Below are 17,103 nucleotides of genomic sequence, written 5' to 3'. Positions count from 1 at the left end.
GTGTAATCACGCTGCGTTCGCTTCGAACCCGTTTCCAATTTGACTCTCCTTCTTCCCGCAGGATCAGGTGTCAACTTATTTCAGGACGGGTCACACAAAAGAAAAAAGGCGCACGGATCACCGTGCGCCTCTCGACGAAGCAGCGTTCGAGGGCGCGGGGCCGAAGCCGCGCCGCAGGCGTTCAGTCGCCGAACAGCTTCTGGCGCAATTCGCGGCGCTCCTGCGCTTCGAGCGACAGGGTAGCCGTGGGCCGCGCGAGCAGACGCGGAATGCCGATCGGCTCGCCGGTTTCTTCGCACCAGCCGTAGTCGCCCGAATCGATGCGCGCGATCGATTGCTGCACCTTCTTCAGCAGCTTGCGTTCGCGGTCGCGCGTGCGCAGTTCCAGCGCATGCTCTTCTTCGATCGTGGCGCGGTCGGCCGGGTCCGGCACGATTACGGTTTCGCGCAGGTTCTCGGTCGTCTGGCCGGCATTGCGGAGAATGTCCGCTTGCAGCTGTTCGAGCTTGTTCTTGAAGAAAGCGAGCTGATCCTCATTCATGTAATCCTTGTCGCTCATCTTCAGGATTTCGGCTTCGGTCAAGAGTCGTTTCGTCGTCATCTGGCTTACTTCTTCAATGTGAGGCAAAACTCTTACATAGTGCCCGCACTTTCGTATTGCCCGCAAAGGCGCCTTGAAGACGCTGAGCGCAGGGCAGGCACGGACGATGGACTGTCGCAGCGCCTATGCGGGGCCGAACTCCTCTGGAAACCGATTCTCAAATGCTCCTGAGGCATTGCTTGCCGACAGCGCGCCTGTTCAGGCGCTGCCAGCCGGCATTGTCGGCGTAGTTCCGGACAAGATTTTCCGGCGCCGTTTCAGGCCCGGCGCGGGATACGCGCTGACCGGGCAATTCGTTGTCATTCTCCAGTGGGCACGTATTGTAACTGAATCACAATCCGGCACCGCATCTCGCGAAAAACCCCGTACGGCGCGCCGATATCCCGAAAATATAACGCGCGCCAGACCAAAAAGCGATGGTCGTGCACGCTTTAATACAGCAGGGTTTTCACGCGCTTTTCACACGCGCGACATTTCAGCGGGCTTTCGGCTCCGCCTGCTCGCATTCAGCAGAGGAATGCCGCGCCTCGCGTCATGCAGCACGCGTATTTAAGAGCCCCATAGCACGGCGCGTGCCGCGACCGCGCTAACGCGCGGGCGGCGGCGCCGACGGGGCGCGGGCGTTTGCCCGACGCCCTCGGCCGGGCATTTATGCGAGGCAGGCGTCCAGACCGTCGGTGATCAGGTCTTGCGGCAGTTCGATACCGATAAACACCATCTTGTTAGTCTTTTTCTCGATCGGCTGCCATTTCGCGGCCAGATCGCTGCCCATCATCTGATGCACGCCCTGGAAGACGACTTTGCGGTCGACGCCCTTCATATAGAGCACGCCCTTGTAGCGCAGCAGGCGTTCGCCGTAAATCTGCAGGATGCCGCCGAGGAAGTCTTCCAACTTGTTCGGGTCGAACGGGCGGTCGTTGCGGTAGACGAACGACTTGATCTTGTCGTCGTGGTGCGCATGGTGATGGTGCGCGTGATCGTGGCCTTCGTGATCACACTTGCCGTGGTCGTGATCGCAATCGGCGTGATCGTGATCGTCGTGGGCGTGCGTATGGCCATGCTCGTCGTGCGCGTGAGCGTGGCTGTGCGCGTGTTCGTCTTCGGCGAGGAAGTCCGGGTCGATTTCGAGCTTCGAATTCAGGTTGAAGCCGCGCAGGTCGAAGATTTCCTTAATGTCCGCTTCGCCGAAATTGACGACCTTGATCGCCGCTTTCGGATTCATGTGCAACAGACGGTGGCGCAGTGCGTCCACATGCTTTTCGTCGACGAGGTCGGCCTTGGTGATGAACAGGCGGTCGGCGAAACCGACCTGGCGCTGCACCACTTCGTGTTCGTCCAACTGGTGGTTCGCGTGCTTCGCGTCGACCAGCGTGATGATGGCGTCGAGCAGGAATTCGTCCGCGATCTGGTTATCCATGAAGAAGGTCTGCGCGACCGGCCCCGGATTCGCGAGACCAGTGGTCTCGATCACGATGCGGTCGAAATCCACTTCGCCCGCCTGCTTCTTGGCCGCCAGATCGCCCAGCACGCGCGCGAGGTCGCCGCGGATCGTGCAGCAGATGCAGCCGTTGCTCATCTGGATGATCTGTTCGGTCGTGTCCTGCACGAGAATTTCGTTGTCGATGTTTTCTTCGCCGAACTCGTTTTCGATCACGGCGATCTTCATGCCGTGCTTTTCGTTCAGGATGCGCTTGAGCAGGGTGGTTTTGCCGCTGCCGAGAAAGCCGGTGAGGATGGTGACTGGGATCATGAGGGTCGCCTGTATCGGGTTGTGCGTGAAACTTGTTGATCTGAGCGTGGACCGTGAAGCGGGGCGCGGCAGCCGGTGGCGCGCAGCCCTGCCTGACCGGTTATTGAAACATATCTGTCAAGCCGGTGCAGGCGGGCGGTATCGGGCCTGTGATCCAACCGCCGCAGCGCCGGCGTGCGAAATAACCCTGAATTTATGGGCGATCAGGCAATTTGCAACAGCAGGCCCTTCAGGTATTCGCCTTCCGGGAATGCGGTGAGCAGCGGATGATCCACGCCCGCGCCGAGCCGCTTGAGAATCCTCGCATCGACGCGCGCGTCGGCGGCCGCGCTGGAGACGATCTTCTGGAACAGCTCCGAGTCGATCGCGCCGGAGCACGAGTAGGTGAACAGCAGGCCGCCCGGGCGCAGCAGCTTTAGCCCAGTCAGATTGATGTCCTTGTAAGCACGCGACGCGCGGTCCACGTGTTCTTTCGACGGCGCGAATTTCGGCGGATCGAGTACGACCAGGTCGAAGCGCTCGCCCTCGTCGTACAGACGGCGCAGCGTCTTGAAGGCGTCGGCGTCGAGCCACGTCGCGCGTTCGGCGTCGAAGCCGTTGGCCGCGACGTTCTGCTGCGCGATCGCCAATGCGTCGCCGGACGAATCGATCGACACCACCCGCCTGGCGCCGCCCTTCAACGCCGCCAGCGAAAAGCCGCCGGTGTAGCAGAAGCAGTTCAGCACGTCGCGATCCTGTGCGAGTTGTTGCACCAGCAGGCGGTTGTCGCGTTGATCGACATAGAAGCCGGTTTTGTGGCCGTTGCGCACGTCGACGTGATAGCGCACGCCGTTTTCGCTCGCGATCAACGCCTCCGACGGCGCCTCGCCCGCCAGCACGCCGGTGATCTGTTCGAGGCCTTCCTTCTGTCGGATCGACACGTCCGAGCGCTCGTAGACGTTCGGGCAGCCGGTCGCCTCCGCCAGCGCGGCGACGATCGCGTCCTTCCAGGCCTCGACGCCCGCGGCCATGAACTGGCAGACCAACTGGCTGCGCTGGTCCGCGTCCTCGGCGACGTAGTGGTCGACGATCAGGCCGGGCAGGCCGTCCGCTTCGCCGAAAATCAGCCGCACCGCGCCGGTGTCGTGCACCATCGTCTGCCGATGCGCGAGCGCGCGTTGCACGCGGCGCTTGAAGAACGCGTGATCGATCGGCTCGCTTTCGTCGAAGCTCCACACCCGCGCGCGGATCTGCGAATGCGGGCTGTAGGCGGCGCGCGCGAGGAAGCGGCCGTCGTGCGCGCGCACCAGCACGGTGACGCCGGGCGCGGGATTGCCGTCGACGCGATCGATCGCGTTGGCATAGACCCACGGATGGCGGCGCAGCAGCGACTTTTCTTTCGACGGTTTGAGCGTAACGATATTCATCAGGGTGTCAGCAGAGCATTAAGCCGCGTGGCAAGACGCACGCGGAGAGTGAAGCGAAACCGGAGACTGCGAACCGCCTCGACGAGCGGAATCAGTCGCGTTTTTTGGCGCGCGGATGCGCCTTATCGTAGACCTGCGCGAGATGCTGGAAATCGAGGGCGGTATAGACCTGCGTGGCGGTGATGCTGGCATGCCCGAGCAGTTCCTGGACCGCGCGCAGATCGCCGCTCGACTGCAGCACATGCGTGGCGAACGAATGCCGCAACACGTGAGGATGCACGTTGGCGGGTATGCCGGCGGCGAGCGCCGCGCGTTTCACGCGCTCGCGCGTCACGTTCGGCGACAGCCGGTTGCCGCGCGCCGACAGAAACAGCGGATGCGGATCGTGCTTCACCATCTGGTCGCGCACCGCGAGCCACGCATTCAATGCCGCCAGCGCTTTGCTGCCGACCGGCACGATGCGACGCCGGTTGCCCTTGCCGAGCACTTCGACTTCGGCGGCCTCCAGTTTGAGCCAGCCGGCGGAGCGGTAGCCGTCGGCATCGGCGAACCGGGCGTCGAGGCCGACCAGTTCCGACAGCCGCAGGCCCGACGAGTAGAACAGTTCGAGCATCGCATGGTCGCGCAAGCCTTCGAGCGATTCAGGCGGCGGGCTTTCCATCAGGCGCGTGGCGTCGTCGACGGACAGCGCCTTGGGCAGCGTTTTCGGCTGCTTCGGCGCGCGCACGGTCGCGACCGGGTTGGCCGGCAGATCGACGCGGCCGGCGAGCCAGCGATAAAAAGCGCGCCATGCCGACAAGCGGTGGCTGATCGAACGCGCGATCAGGCCGCCCGCACGCGCGCGGGACACGGCGCCGCGAATATCCACCGCGGTCAGGCTTTCGAGCGGCCGACCCTTGGCCAGCAGCCGGAGTTCGTCGAGTTCGTGGGTGTAGCCGCGCAGCGTATGCGCCGACAGCCGCCGCTCATGTTCGAGATTCGACAGATAAGCGGTGATCGGGTCGGCTTCGGTCACGATGGGCGTTTAGTGGCTGAGGCGGCTGAGGCGGCGGTAGCGGATCGGTTGCACGATCGGCGCTCAGCGCGGCAGCAAACGGCTCAGCGCCGCACTGGCCAGCGCGCCGATCTGCGTCAGGAAATCGGTTGCCATGCCGTCGTGGAAGCGGCGCGCGTCGGCGGAACCCATTACCAGCAGGCCGAAGGTCGGCGCTTCTTCCTTGCCCTCGGGGTCACGCAGCGCGAGCAGTGCGATCGATTCGGTGACATGCGCGGCTTCGGACGGCGCCGTGCCGGACGCGTTTTCTTCAGGCGCGGCCGTCGACGAGTTCGCGGACGGCACCAGCCACTGCGCCGCTTCGAAACCGGTGTTCGCGCCGCAATACGGCGTGGTCAGGCTATTGGCGAAAATCCGTACTTCCTCGCCGACGTGGCGCGCGAAGTCGGCCTGCGCATAAGGCTCGGCGACGTCCCAGACCCGCAGCGCGGCTTGCGGCACGTCGAAGATATCGCGCAAACCGGTGGCGATCGTACGCGGCAACGCGTATGGATCGCGCTCGGCCATCACGCGGATAGTCCAGCGATTGAATTTCGACGCGATGCTGTCGTTCTCGTGGCCGTAGCGCAGCAACTCGGCGAGGCGGCGTTCGAGATGCTTATTCTTGTCGCGCAGCATTTCCATCTGCCGTTCCTGCAGCGACACCGCGGCTTTGCCGTGCGGGTTCGCGAGCCGGATGGTCGCGAGTGTCTCCGCGTGGTCGGCGAAGAATTCGGGGTTGGCGAGCAGATATTCGGCGACTTCGCGATCGTTCATGGTTTCGGCTAAAGGACTACGGGGCGCCGCGGTGGGGCGGCGCATCGGTCAATATGTGTTCAGGCGGGCGCAGTATTGGCCGGCGAGTCGGACAGCGAATCCGCCAACGAGTCTGCCAATTCAATTTCGCCTTCGAAGACGGTTGCCGCGGGGCCGGCCATCAGCAACGGCTCGCCGGCTTTCGCACTGTCCCACGTGATGGTCAGCTTGCCGCCATGCGTATGCACGAGCACCGGCGCTTCGAGCAAGCCGCGCCGGATGCCCGCCGCGACCGCCGCGCAGGCGCCCGTGCCGCACGCCAGCGTCTCGCCGGCGCCGCGCTCGAACACACGCAGCTTGATCTCGCTACGGCCGACGATCTGCATGAAGCCCGCGTTCACGCGCTGCGGAAAGCGCGCGTGACGCTCGATCACCGGGCCTTCGACCAGCACCGGAAACGCCTCGACGTCGTCGACCACTTGCACCGCGTGCGGATTGCCCATGGAGACCACCGAAATCCAGCGCGTCGTGCCGTTCACGTCGAGCGGCCACAGCGTGTCCGCGCCTTCGCGACGGCCTTCGAGGCCCTTGGTGGCGAACGGCACGCGGTCTGGCTCGAACACCGGCGCGCCCATGTCGACCAGCACCTCGCCGTTTTCCTGCAGGGTCAGCGTGAGGGTGCCGTTCTGCACCTGCACGCGCACCGCGCGCTGGTCGGTCAGACCCTTGTCGCGCACGAACTTCACGAAACAGCGCGCGCCGTTGCCGCAATGTTCGACTTCACCGCCGTCGCAATTGAAGATGCGATATCTGAAATCGACGCCCGCCACAGTGGGCTTTTCCACCAGCAGCAACTGGTCGGCGCCGACGCCGAAATGCCGGTCCGCGAGCGCGCGCACCTGCGCCGGTGTCAGGTTGACCGGTTGGGTGTAGCCGTCGAGCACGACGAAGTCGTTGCCCGCGCCGTGCATTTTGGTGAATTTCAGTTTCATCACGCTATTGTAAGTGACGCGCCCGTGGCTGCGTTTAATACACGCTGGGTTGGCCCGGCGGCCGGGTCTTGAAGCGCTTGTGAACCCAGTAGTACTGCTCGGGCATCAGCGGAATCTGTTCTTCCAGGAAGGCGTTCATGCGACGGGCGTCCGCCTCGTCGTCGCCGGTCGGGTAGTTGTCCCACGGCTTGAATACCTTCAGACGATAACCCTTGTAGTTCGGCAGCACCTCGCCGATGAACGGCACGACCTGCGCATGCCCGACTTCCGCCAGGCGGCCCACCGCGGTGAGCGTGCAGGTGGGGACGCCAAAAAACGGCACGAAGGTCGAATTGCGCATGCCGTAGTCCATGTCGGCACCCAGCATGACCGGTTTGCGGTCGCGCAGCCAGCGCAGCACGATCCGCGCGCTGTCGGCGCGGCTCGCCATGTCGGCGCCGAAGCGGCCGCGAGCCGCCTTCGCCACGTCGTCGAGCACCTTGTTGGACATCGGCTGGTAGAGCGCGCCGCACTGCCGGTGCAGCGAGTAATTGATGAACACGGAGCCCGCCTCGATGCCGACGAAATGCGCACCGAGCAACAGCGTGGGCGGCATGTCCGGATCCAGCAAATCGACCTCGCTGTCCACCTGGATCAGCTTTTTCAACTTCTCCGCCGAGCCGAACCACTGGACGCTGCGCTCCATGTAGCTGCGGATCGCGTGGCGGAAGTGCTTTTGCGCGATCTCTTCGCGATGCTCCGCGCTCCACTCCGGGAAGCACAGGCTCAGGTTGATGTGGACGACGCGCTTGCGATTGCTGGGAATCTGATAAAGCAGCCAGCCCAGTCCGTCACCCAGTCTTGCCACGAGACCGTAAGGCAGCAGTGCCAGAAATTTGAGCAGGCCGATCGCCAGATGGGCGCCAAGACGACTCAGCATGTTGGCCCTCCGTTGAGGACGTCGAGCGACGGTTGACTCAAGAAATTCTGGATCGGGTCGAAATGCAACACGGGTGGACACTCTGTGACAAACAAAGGAAGCCGCTATAATAAGGGCTTCGCCGAGTTAATAGACAACTTGCGGGGCGAAGCTGGCGGGTGCGATCTACGTGATAGGCGCCTGCCAGCAAGGTATTCCGCTAAAGCGTCGCCGCTTCAAGGCTCCCGAAGCTGGCTACGTGAAACTCAACCGTAACCACACAACTGGAGTCTGCAACGTGGCAAACGACTATCTCTTCACTTCCGAATCCGTCTCCGAAGGCCATCCCGACAAAGTCGCGGATCAGATCTCGGACGCGATCCTCGACGCCATCCTGACGCAAGACAAGTACTCGCGCGTCGCGGCGGAAACGCTGTGCAACACGGGTCTGGTCGTGCTGGCTGGTGAAATCACCACCACCGCGAACGTCGATTACATCCAGGTTGCGCGTAACACGATCAAGCGCATCGGCTACGACAACACCGACTACGGCATCGACTACCGCGGCTGCGCGGTGCTCGTCGCCTACGACAAGCAATCGCCGGACATCGCGCAAGGCGTGGACCGCGCGCACGACAACAACCTCGATCAAGGCGCCGGCGACCAGGGCCTGATGTTCGGTTACGCGTGTGAAGAAACGCCGGAACTGATGCCGCTGCCGATCCACCTGTCGCACCGTCTGGTGGAACGTCAGGCGAATCTGCGCCGCGACGGCCGTCTGCCGTGGCTGCGCCCGGACGCGAAGTCGCAGGTCACCGTGCGCTACGTCGACGGCAAGCCGCACGCAATCGACACCGTCGTGCTGTCCACGCAGCATTCGCCGGATATCGAACTGGCCACGCTGCGTGAAGCCGTGATCGAAGAAGTCATCAAGCCGACGCTGCCGGCCGAGCTGATCAAGGGCGACATCAAGTTCCTGGTCAACCCGACCGGCCGGTTCGTGATCGGCGGTCCGCAAGGCGATTGCGGCCTGACGGGCCGCAAGATCATCGTCGACACGTACGGCGGCGCGGCACCGCACGGCGGCGGCGCGTTCTCGGGCAAGGATCCGTCGAAGGTCGACCGTTCGGCGGCTTACGCCGGCCGTTATGTCGCGAAGAACATCGTGGCGGCGGGCCTCGCGTCGCGCTGCCTGATTCAGGTGTCGTACGCGATCGGCGTCGCTCAGCCGACTTCGGTGATGGTCAATACGTTCGGCACGGGGCGCGTGTCGGATGCGACGATTACGCGTCTCGTGCAGGAGCATTTCGACCTGCGTCCGAAGGGCATCATCCAGATGCTCGACCTGCTGCGCCCGATCTACGAGAAGAGCGCGGCTTACGGTCACTTCGGCCGTGAAGAGCCGGAATTCACGTGGGAATCCACGGACAAGGCTTTGGCGCTCGCCGAAGCCGCCGGTACGGAACCGGTCGCCGCGCTGGCTGAATAAGCGCGAACTGTCTGCTTAAGAAAAACCCCGCCGGGCTTGAGTCTGGCGGGGTTTTTTTATGGCGTGCGCGTTGGTAGGGGCGGGCTGTCTTGCTAAGCGCTTAACGGCTCGCAAACGCGAACGCGAACCAGCCGGTGCTGCCGTTCGTCGACATGCGGCGCGGACGGCGACTCATGCTTTGCGGCGCGGCGACCGGTGCGCGTTGCGGAGCGGCGAGGCGCAGCGGCGTCGGTTTGCGCAGCAGCGTGCGCAGCGAAAAACGTCGCGAACTGCCTTGCAGACGCAGCGCGGAGAAGAACGTGTGGAACCAGGTGCGAATGCCGTCGACCGCTTTGGCATCGCGCCATTGCTCGCCCATTGCGCGGGTGCGCGTGGCATGGTGGCGCAGCGCGCGCACGACATGGCGGCGCGCCGGACGTGCCGCTTTCAGCGCGGCGCGGGTGAGGCGGGTATTCAGAAGAGTATGCATGGCTTCACAAGTGGGCAACGCGTCGCGTGGCGGAAGGTGCGTCAGTCAGAGCAGCAAATGTGCCAAAGACGAGATCGCAAGAAACGACGCGAATGCCCGGGATTCGATCGGAAAAGGCACGGAGGCCGGTGTTATGGGCCTTAGCGGCCAGTATGCGGCGCGCAAGTGCGGGAATGGCGTTAAACATGTATGCAGGCTACACGTGATTCATGACGTCAGAAAGTCGGTTTTTACCCTGCGAATCCGGGTTTTTACGGAGTGAAGCCATGGTGCGCGTCGACGGGGTCGCGCCCTTTGCGACCGATTATCGTGCGTGTTTGCCCATTTGGCGTGCGGGCATTTTGCCGCGTCACGGGTACACGATGTGGGCTTGGGACTGGTTATAAAAGATCACTGATTCTTAATCCATTCGCATTGAATGATTAATCCTCAGGCATTGTTGAATTGATTCTGGCATACCCGATCATGATTCATTGCGGCTGTGAAGTAATTCCATTTCGCTTCACCCCGCACGTCGACCAATTTGCGCTACGTTCTTCCGCACGGCGAAACTGCGCACCCTCCGATCGCGCCCGCTTTACAATCGAGGCATCAGCTAGTCGACGGTAACGGAACACCATGTCACTTCATTCGAAGAAAGAGCAGATTCAGACGTTGCGGGAGCAGGGTTTTGTCGTGGTGCCCGGATTGGTGTCGCCCGAGCGCTGCGATGAGTTGAAGCAGATTGCTCAGCGCCAGTTGCACGAAGCGGCGGCGCCGATCGAGTTCGAAGCGGATCTGAAATATCCCGGCGCGCCGAGTTCCAGGCATGCGGCGGGCGGCCAGACGGTGCGGCGCTTACTGGACGCGTACGGCCGCGCGCCGGCCTTTGCACAATGGGCCACCGCGCCGGAAATTCGCGGATGGATGGAGCTGTATTTCGGCGAAGAACCGCGTCTGTCGCGGGCACATCACAACTGCGTGATGACCAAGCATCCGGCGTACGGCAGCTTGACCGGCTGGCATCGCGACGTGCGTTACTGGTCGTTCGAGCGCGACGATCTGGTGTCGGTGTGGGTGGCGCTCGGCTCGGAAACGGTCGACAACGGCGCGCTGTGGCTGGTGCCGAAGTCGCACAACGCGCCGTTCACCTCCGAACGCTTCGACGAGGCCAAGTTTTTCCGCTCCGATCTGCCGGACAACGAGGCGTGGATTCGCGCTGCCGTATCGCCCGAACTCAAGGCCGGTGACGTGGTGTTCTTCCACTGCAATACGCTGCATTCGGCCGGCAAGAACCTTAGCGACCAGGTGAAGTTTTCGCTGGTGTACACCTATCACGGCGCGAGCAACGTGCCGCTGCCGGGCAGCCGGTCCGCGGCCAAGCCCGAGGTTGCGTTCTGAACTTACCGCTTACGCCCCGACAACGCGACGCCGGTCAGCCCGGCGATCGTGGCCGCCACGCCGGCGACGATCAGCATGATCGCCTTGTTGGTCGGCGAGCCCGTGAAGACACGCGAGACTTCGCTGCTCACCGAGTTGAACGCCTGTCCGCCGAAATACAGCAGCACGATCCCGCCGACAATCAGCGCGATTGAAATCGCCTTCACCATCTACGTCTCCCATCAGTTCGGTCCGCGCAAAGTGTAGGGGACGTGCAAGCAATCGTCCATCCCGCATACTGGGCCTCAGCACGGTTCGCGTCGATTGGCTAACATAGCGGACTGGCCGCATAGAACAACAAGCACTGAACAACAGCCGCAACACATCGCGCAGTACGCCTCCCGCAGCATGCGATTGCCTCACGCCCGCACTGGTTGGGCAACCTCAACTTCAAGGACACAAGCAATGGCTTACGAAGCAGCTTCAGAACGCTATTCGGACATGCAGTACCGCGTCTGCGGCAAGTCGGGTCTCAAACTGCCGGCGCTGTCCATCGGCCTGTGGCATAACTTCGGCGACACCACGCCAATCTCCACGCAGCGTGACATTCTGCGCACGGCCTTCGACCTCGGCATCACGCACTTCGACCTCGCGAACAATTACGGGCCGCCGTACGGCAGCGCCGAAACCAACTTCGGCCGTCTGTTCAAGGACGACTTCAAGCCGTATCGCGACGAGCTGCTGATTTCGTCGAAGGCCGGCTGGGATATGTGGCCCGGCCCGTACGGCCAGGGCGGCGGTTCGCGCAAGTACGTGCTCGCGAGTCTCGACCAGAGCCTGCAGCGCATGGGTCTCGACTACGTCGACATTTTCTATTCGCATCGTTTCGACGCCGATACGCCGCTCGAAGAAACCGCCGGCGCGTTGGCGACTGCCGTGCAGCAAGGCAAGGCGCTGTACATTGGGATTTCGTCGTACTCGGCCAGCAAGACGCTCGAAATGGCCAGGCTGCTCGCCGAATACAAGGTGCCGCTGCTGATCCATCAGCCCGCATACAACATGCTCAACCGCTGGATCGAGCATGAGTTGCTGGACACGCTGGAGCAGGTCGGTGCGGGGTCGATCGCATTCACGCCGCTCGCGCAAGGTTTGCTGACCGGCAAGTATCTGAACGGCGTGCCGCAAGACGCGCGCGTCAACAAGCCCGGCGGCGGTTCGTTGAAGCAGGAGCATTTGAGCGAGCAGAACATCGAGCACGTACGCAAGCTCAACGACATCGCGCAGCGTCGCGGCCAGAGCCTCGCGCAAATGGCACTTGCGTGGGCATTGCGCGATCCGCGCGTCACCTCGGTGCTGATCGGTGCGAGCCGGGCGGAGCAGGTGCGTGAGAACGTCGGCGCATTGAAGAACCTCGCGTTCTCGAAGGACGAACTCGCTGAGATCGACCGCTACGCGACCGAAGGCGGCATCAACCTGTGGGAAAAACCGTCGACGGATCAGTCGATCTGATTCCCGGCGCTTGCATGCCGAAGTCCCTGCCGCCGCAGTAGCAACAGAAAAAGCCGCCCGAGAGGCGGCTTTTTTTCGCCGGTGTCGCTAGACCAGCGCCGGCAGACCTTCAACCAGCACGACGGCGAACATGACGCCGATCAGTGCGCCGATCACCCGCAGCACGTTGTGCCGAAACTCCGTCTTGCAGGGTAGCGCGCCGACAAACAGGGCACCGGCTAGCGCCATCGGAATCACCAGGATGAAATCGCCGATCGTGAAGTAGGTCGTCATAGTCGTCTCCGTAACCTGATACTGGCCCAGGCAGCGGCGCCATGTTGGCGTCATGCAACTGCCTGGTTCGATTTGAGTATAGGAGACGGTTTGACCGCCATCGCCACGCTTGGCGGCGCCGCAGCGGCTATTCGCAAGCTGCTGAACCCGGCGCGTCGGGGCTTGCCACGATTGGCGCGACGCAGCAAATGGGACGAAAACAGTGAAGCGTTTGCTTACACGTGGCTTTCTCTTTGCGGTTATTCGATGCGGGACGGATCGAAGCGTCAACGATCAACCGTCAACCGTGGGCGCGTTCCAGTTCGCGCAAGCGTAGCGCCGCCAGCATGCCGATCACCAGCAGCACACCGACGAGTCCCGCGACACCGTTCCACCCATAGTCGGCCCAGATGTGGCCGCCATACGAGCCGACCACGCTCGAGCCGATGTAATACGCGAGCAGATACAGCGCGGCGGCCTGGCCCTTGGCTTCTTTCGCAAGGCGTCCGACCCAGCCGCTTGCGACCGAGTGTCCAGCGAAGAAACCGAACGTCACGCAGGCGATGCCGAGCGCGATCGCCGCGAGCGGGTGCAATAGCGTGAGGGCGAGACCGAGTGCCATCAACAGCAGGCTCGCCGTCAGCACGCGTGCGCGGCCGAAGGTATCCGCCATGCGGCCCGACCACGGCGACGCGACCACGCCCGTCAGATAGACGATGAAGATCGCGCCGATCTCCGTCTGATTCAACCGGTAAGGCGGCGCGAGCAGCCGGTAGCCGATGTAGTTGTACAGCGTCACGAAACTGCCCATCAGCACGAAGCCGAGCAGAAACAGCAAGGGCAGACCCGGCCGCGTGAACTGCTTCAGCAATGCATTGCGGTGATGGCCGAAACCGAGTCCACGACGCGGCACGAAATGGCGCGACGGCGGCAGCAGCGCGCGAAACGCGAGCATCGACAGAATGCCGAGCACGCCGATCGTGCCGATCGCCACACGCCACGAAAACAGATCCGCGACGACGCCGGTAATCACGCGTCCCGCCATGCCGCCGATCGCCGTGCCGCCGACGTAAAGTCCCATCGCGAGACCGAGCCCGTCGGGATGGACTTCCTCGGCGAGATAGGCCATCGCGACGGCCGGCACGCCACCGAGCGCAAGCCCTTCGAGCGCGCGCAGTACCAGCAACTGATGCCACTGCGGCGCGATCGACACGCCGATCGTCAGCAGCGCCGACACCGTGAGCGACATCGTCATCAGCTTGTGACGGCTCCAGCCTTCCGATACGAAGCCGGCGACGAAAATGGCAAGCGCAAGCGCCGCCGTGGTGACCGACAGCGAGAGGCTGCTTTGCGCGGGCGTCACGTTGAACGCCGCGGAAAATGACGGCAGCAGAGGCTGCACGCAGTACATCAGCGAGAACGTGGCGTAGCCGGCGAACAGCAGCGCGATGCTGGCGCGCCAGTAGGCGCGTGTGCCGCGTTCAAGATAAGCGTGGCTGGCGATGTCCGGCGCGTCCGATGTGGACGCGCTCAACGAAGCGGGCGAAGAGGGAACAGCCGAAGTAGCCGTCCGGTGGGATTCCGGCGACGTGGTCACGAAACAATCTCCTTGGCGAGCGCGGATGAGTCGAAATAGTTAAGGATACGCTGAAAAGCTGACCGGGATCGCCGAACCGGGCACTAGCCGTGCGCCGCCGCCTCGCTCGCCGCCGTTGCCGGATGCACGATCTGCTCGTCGGTGGGCAGCGCGGACGCATCCCAGCCGCCGCCCAACGCCTTGATCAACGCGACGCTCGCGGCCATCCGGCGGCGCGCGATCGACACCGCGTTGCGCTCGTTGGCCAGCGCGGTAGTCTGCGCGACCACGACGTCGAGATAAGTGATCGCGCCGTTCTTATAGCGATTCGAGACGACCGCCAACGAACGCTGCGCGGCGGCGACGGCGTCGTCCTGCGCGGCGGCTTCCTGTTCGAGCACGCGCAACGCGGCCAGGTTGTCCTCGACCTCGCCGAATGCGCTCAGCACGGTCTGCCGGTATTGCGCGACGCTTTCGTCGTAGTGCGCGCGAGCTTGCTCTTTCACGGCGGCGCGTCCGCCGAAGTCGAGCAGCGTGCCGGCGAGCGCGGGTCCTAGCGACCACAGCCGGCTCGGCGCGACCAGCCATTGACTGTAATTGGTCGCTTCGAGCCCACCTGTCACCGACAGAATCAGGCTGGGGAAAAACGCCGCCGTCGCCACGCCGATCTGCGCGTTCATGTCGGCGATATGGCGTTCCGCCGCCGCGATGTCGGGGCGCCGTTCGAGCAACGCCGACGGCACGCCCGCAGCGGCCACGACCGGCACCGCGACGAGCGGGGCCACCGGTAGTGAAAACGTCGAAGGCGGCTGGCCGGTCAGAATCGCAATCGCGTGTTCGAGTTGCGCGCGCTGCACGCCGATATCGAGTGCTTGCGTCTGGGTCGTCTTCAATTGCGTTTGCGCTTGCGCGACATCGGCGTCGGTGGCGATGCCGCCGGCGTAGCGGTGCTGCGTCAGATCGAGCGCTTCCGTATAGGCCTCGATCGTGTCGTCGAGAAGCTGGCGCTCCTGATCGAGGCCGCGCAATTCGAAGTAGTCCGTCGCGAGTTCGGCTTGCATGGACAGCAGCGCGGCGTCGACGTCGGCGGCGCTCGCCTGCGCTTCGGCCTTCGCGCCTTCGACGCTGCGCGTCACGCGGCCCCACAAGTCCGGCTCCCACGATGCGTCGGCTTGCACGAGGTAGTCGTTCAGCGTGAGACCGGCGGTCGATTTGTGCAGCACGTTGCTCGACCCTCGTGCGCGCGAATAGTCGCCGTTTGCGCTGACCACCGGGAAGTAAGTCGAGCGATATTGCGCGACCGTTGCGCGGGCGGCGCGAAAGCGCGCTTCGGCAGCTTGAACGGTCTGGTTCGCGGTGGCGACTTGCCGTTCGAGCGCGTCGAGCGATGGATCGGCGTAGACGTTCCACCAGGCGCCGCGCGTGAGCGTGTCGGCGGGTTGCGCGGGCATCCAGCCGGTGCCGTCGAGTTCCTTGTAGGTGGCGGCGGCCGCCGCCGGCGGTTTGACGTAGTCGGGGCCGACGGTGCAGGCGGCAAGCAGGCAGACTGAAGCTGAAGCAAGCGCCAGTGCCGAAGCACGCAAGGTGATGCGCTTGCGTCGAGGCGCGCGCTCGCGGCGCGAGGGTGGCGTTGGCGCAGTCATGACGATGCGCTCGCGGATGGACTCGCGACAGGTTGAGCAGCAGGCGTGTCCGTCGCCGTGCTGGACGCGCCGGCCGGACTTTCACCGTTCGTCGCGGCGCCCGAAGCACCCGCCGCATTTGCAGCACCCTGTCGCGGCACGATCCGCACCGGCGCTCCGTCGACGATCGAATCCTGCGGATTCAGAATGACCTGCTCGTTGCCCTGCAAACCCGACGCCACCGCCACACGCGTACCGAAGTCCGTACCCAGCGACACCGTTATCAGCTTCACCTTGTGCTGCGCGTCCACGGTCGCGACCTTCACGCCGTCCGGCCGGAACAGAAACGCATTGCCGGGCAGCGTGAATGGCGCCGCCCCCGTGCCCAACGCGAAATGCACCTGCGCATACGCACCCGGCAGCAAATCGCCGTTGCGATTGTCCACATCCACTTCGACCAGCATGGTGCGCTGTTGCGGATCGACGGCGCCCGCGGTGCGCGCCACGGTTCCCGGATAGTGTTTCGACGGCGTCTCGGTCAGCGTCAGAAACGCCGTTTGTTGTGCGCGCACCTGTTGTGCGTAAGCCTGCGGCACATTCACATACACCCGCAAACGGTCGGCCTGCGCCACGTGGAACAGTTCCTTCGCGGGTCCGCCCGAACTGCCCGCGTCGATCAGCGCGCCGACATCCACGTTGCGTGCCGTGACGATGCCGTCGAACGGCGCATAGACTTTCTGGAACGACTGCGTCTTCTCCAGACGCGCCACGTTGAAGCGCGCCGCATCCAGCGTGCCTTTCTTCGCGAGCATGTCGCCGACTTTCTCGTCGGTTTCCTGCTTCGACACCGATTTGCTTTTCAGCATGTCGCTCCAGCGGTCGGCGGTGCTTTTCGCGAGCGCGTAGTTGGCGTCGGCATTCGCGAGATCGGCGCACGCGGCGCGCAGTTGATCGTCCACTTCCGGCGTGTCGATTTCGGCGAGCAGTTGGCCGCTTTTCACCTGCGCGCCGATGTCTGCGTACCACTTCTTCAGATAGCCGTTGGTGCGCGCGTAGATCGGCGTGTCGAGAAACGCCTGCACATTGCCCGGCAGCACGAGGTCGAGCCCGGCCGTCGACTTCTGCGGTCGTACGACTTCCACGCTCGTCTGGCTGGCGTGCTCGGCGTCGCGTTCGAGCGCGGCGTGCGCGTCGTGGCGCGACCAGATGCCTTGCGCGGCGAGGGCGATCACCACCACGGCCAAGGCCACGCTGATCAATCGCAGGCGTTTGCTTTTCGCCGGTTCGTGCGAGGTGCCGGAATCGTCCGGACGGTGTGCTTCCATCAAACTTCCCCAATGAAGATGCATGGGCAGTCAGCACTGCCTCTTGTGATGCTTGCCGTTGCGATT

Annotated in this window: 17 protein-coding genes; 4 read left to right on the top strand and 13 right to left on the bottom strand. The window is 63.7% G+C overall.

Translation table 11 applies throughout. From position 1 onward, the window contains the following. Nucleotides 1–181: 181 nt before the first annotated feature. Nucleotides 182–601, bottom strand: a complete 420-nt coding sequence (dksA, locus tag B0G83_RS32005) for an RNA polymerase-binding protein DksA (RefSeq protein WP_012431412.1) — start codon at nt 599–601, stop codon at nt 182–184. 73 nt (nt 602–674) lie between these two features. On the opposite strand from dksA, the gene B0G83_RS38325 reads away from it, so the two are divergent. Beyond that, entirely contained in the window at nt 675–1,154 is a 480-nt protein-coding gene (locus B0G83_RS38325) for a hypothetical protein (protein ID WP_146120325.1), read from the top strand. Between the two features lie 96 nt (nt 1,155–1,250). Here the strand turns inward: B0G83_RS38325 and B0G83_RS32000 are convergent, their stop codons facing one another. From B0G83_RS32000 to B0G83_RS31975, 6 genes are all read right to left on the bottom strand, one after another. Next, the gene (locus B0G83_RS32000) at nt 1,251–2,351 is read right to left on the bottom strand and encodes a GTP-binding protein (protein WP_105511331.1); all 1,101 of its coding nucleotides are present in this window, start codon (nt 2,349–2,351) and stop codon (nt 1,251–1,253) included. 203 nt (nt 2,352–2,554) lie between these two features. Continuing rightward, on the bottom strand, nt 2,555–3,757 hold the full coding sequence (locus B0G83_RS31995; protein ID WP_105511330.1) for a class I SAM-dependent rRNA methyltransferase: 1,203 nt from the start codon (nt 3,755–3,757) through the stop codon (nt 2,555–2,557). A 91-nt stretch (nt 3,758–3,848) separates the two neighbouring features. Then, nucleotides 3,849–4,772, bottom strand: a complete 924-nt coding sequence (gene xerC / locus B0G83_RS31990) for a tyrosine recombinase XerC (RefSeq protein WP_105511329.1) — start codon at nt 4,770–4,772, stop codon at nt 3,849–3,851. Between the two features lie 63 nt (nt 4,773–4,835). Beyond that, the gene (locus B0G83_RS31985; protein ID WP_105511328.1) at nt 4,836–5,567 is read right to left on the bottom strand and encodes a DUF484 family protein; all 732 of its coding nucleotides are present in this window, start codon (nt 5,565–5,567) and stop codon (nt 4,836–4,838) included. Between the two features lie 59 nt (nt 5,568–5,626). Further along, nucleotides 5,627–6,538, bottom strand: coding sequence for a diaminopimelate epimerase (gene dapF, locus B0G83_RS31980; protein ID WP_105511327.1), 912 nt, complete (start codon nt 6,536–6,538; stop codon nt 5,627–5,629). Nucleotides 6,539–6,572: 34 nt separating this feature from the next. Further along, nucleotides 6,573–7,457: a lipid A biosynthesis lauroyl acyltransferase gene (locus tag B0G83_RS31975; RefSeq protein ID WP_105511326.1), complete on the bottom strand. Its 885-nt coding sequence runs from the start codon at nt 7,455–7,457 to the stop codon at nt 6,573–6,575. 277 nt (nt 7,458–7,734) lie between these two features. Between B0G83_RS31975 and metK the strand changes: the two genes are divergently transcribed. Then, a complete protein-coding gene (gene metK, locus B0G83_RS31970) occupies nt 7,735–8,925 on the top strand; it encodes a methionine adenosyltransferase (RefSeq protein ID WP_105511325.1) in 1,191 nt (396 codons plus the stop codon). A 100-nt stretch (nt 8,926–9,025) separates the two neighbouring features. Here the strand turns inward: metK and B0G83_RS31965 are convergent, their stop codons facing one another. Further along, nucleotides 9,026–9,394 (bottom strand): hypothetical protein, encoded by a 369-nt coding sequence (locus B0G83_RS31965; RefSeq protein ID WP_105511324.1) that lies wholly within the window; start codon nt 9,392–9,394, stop codon nt 9,026–9,028. Between the two features lie 618 nt (nt 9,395–10,012). Between B0G83_RS31965 and B0G83_RS31960 the strand changes: the two genes are divergently transcribed. Then, nucleotides 10,013–10,774: a phytanoyl-CoA dioxygenase family protein gene (locus B0G83_RS31960; RefSeq protein WP_105511323.1), complete on the top strand. Its 762-nt coding sequence runs from the start codon at nt 10,013–10,015 to the stop codon at nt 10,772–10,774. Between the two features lie 2 nt (nt 10,775–10,776). Here B0G83_RS31960 and B0G83_RS31955 read toward each other — a convergent pair whose 3' ends face one another. After that, nucleotides 10,777–10,983 carry a DUF3185 family protein gene (locus B0G83_RS31955; protein ID WP_035554055.1) on the bottom strand — a complete coding sequence of 69 codons (207 nt, stop codon included), beginning with the start codon at nt 10,981–10,983 and terminating at the stop codon, nt 10,777–10,779. Between the two features lie 235 nt (nt 10,984–11,218). Between B0G83_RS31955 and mgrA the strand changes: the two genes are divergently transcribed. Continuing rightward, nucleotides 11,219–12,262, top strand: a complete 1,044-nt coding sequence (gene mgrA / locus B0G83_RS31950; protein WP_105511322.1) for an L-glyceraldehyde 3-phosphate reductase — start codon at nt 11,219–11,221, stop codon at nt 12,260–12,262. Nucleotides 12,263–12,349: 87 nt separating this feature from the next. On the opposite strand, the gene B0G83_RS31945 is transcribed toward mgrA, so the two are convergent. From B0G83_RS31945 to B0G83_RS31930, 4 genes are all read right to left on the bottom strand, one after another. Then, nucleotides 12,350–12,535 carry a hypothetical protein gene (locus tag B0G83_RS31945; RefSeq protein ID WP_105511344.1) on the bottom strand — a complete coding sequence of 62 codons (186 nt, stop codon included), beginning with the start codon at nt 12,533–12,535 and terminating at the stop codon, nt 12,350–12,352. Nucleotides 12,536–12,815: 280 nt separating this feature from the next. Continuing rightward, on the bottom strand, nt 12,816–14,111 hold the full coding sequence (locus B0G83_RS31940) for an MFS transporter (RefSeq protein ID WP_105511321.1): 1,296 nt from the start codon (nt 14,109–14,111) through the stop codon (nt 12,816–12,818). Nucleotides 14,112–14,194: 83 nt separating this feature from the next. Beyond that, on the bottom strand, nt 14,195–15,733 hold the full coding sequence (locus B0G83_RS31935) for an efflux transporter outer membrane subunit (protein WP_105511320.1): 1,539 nt from the start codon (nt 15,731–15,733) through the stop codon (nt 14,195–14,197). Beyond that, on the bottom strand, nt 15,730–17,037 hold the full coding sequence (locus B0G83_RS31930; RefSeq protein ID WP_105511319.1) for an efflux RND transporter periplasmic adaptor subunit: 1,308 nt from the start codon (nt 17,035–17,037) through the stop codon (nt 15,730–15,732). The genes B0G83_RS31935 and B0G83_RS31930 overlap by 4 nt, the downstream gene beginning before the upstream one ends. Between the last annotated feature and the right edge of the window lie 66 nt (nt 17,038–17,103).

It is taken from the genome of Paraburkholderia sp. BL21I4N1 (assembly GCF_002973525.1).
Classification (GTDB): domain Bacteria; phylum Pseudomonadota; class Gammaproteobacteria; order Burkholderiales; family Burkholderiaceae; genus Paraburkholderia.
This window is presented reverse-complemented; position numbering and strand designations above follow the sequence as displayed.

Coding starts and splice junctions, on each gene's coding strand:
- B0G83_RS31945 (WP_105511344.1), bottom strand. CDS start 12,535: ATGACGACCTACTTCACGATCGGCGATTTCATCCTGGTGATTCCGATG.
- B0G83_RS31975 (WP_105511326.1), bottom strand. CDS start 7,457: ATGCTGAGTCGTCTTGGCGCCCATCTGGCGATCGGCCTGCTCAAATTT.
- B0G83_RS31930 (WP_105511319.1), bottom strand. CDS start 17,037: ATGGAAGCACACCGTCCGGACGATTCCGGCACCTCGCACGAACCGGCG.
- B0G83_RS31965 (WP_105511324.1), bottom strand. CDS start 9,394: ATGCATACTCTTCTGAATACCCGCCTCACCCGCGCCGCGCTGAAAGCG.
- dapF (WP_105511327.1), bottom strand. CDS start 6,538: ATGAAACTGAAATTCACCAAAATGCACGGCGCGGGCAACGACTTCGTC.
- mgrA (WP_105511322.1), top strand. CDS start 11,219: ATGGCTTACGAAGCAGCTTCAGAACGCTATTCGGACATGCAGTACCGC.
- B0G83_RS31955 (WP_035554055.1), bottom strand. CDS start 10,983: ATGGTGAAGGCGATTTCAATCGCGCTGATTGTCGGCGGGATCGTGCTG.
- B0G83_RS31995 (WP_105511330.1), bottom strand. CDS start 3,757: ATGAATATCGTTACGCTCAAACCGTCGAAAGAAAAGTCGCTGCTGCGC.
- dksA (WP_012431412.1), bottom strand. CDS start 601: ATGACGACGAAACGACTCTTGACCGAAGCCGAAATCCTGAAGATGAGC.
- B0G83_RS31985 (WP_105511328.1), bottom strand. CDS start 5,567: ATGAACGATCGCGAAGTCGCCGAATATCTGCTCGCCAACCCCGAATTC.
- B0G83_RS31935 (WP_105511320.1), bottom strand. CDS start 15,733: ATGACTGCGCCAACGCCACCCTCGCGCCGCGAGCGCGCGCCTCGACGC.
- B0G83_RS31960 (WP_105511323.1), top strand. CDS start 10,013: ATGTCACTTCATTCGAAGAAAGAGCAGATTCAGACGTTGCGGGAGCAG.
- B0G83_RS32000 (WP_105511331.1), bottom strand. CDS start 2,351: ATGATCCCAGTCACCATCCTCACCGGCTTTCTCGGCAGCGGCAAAACC.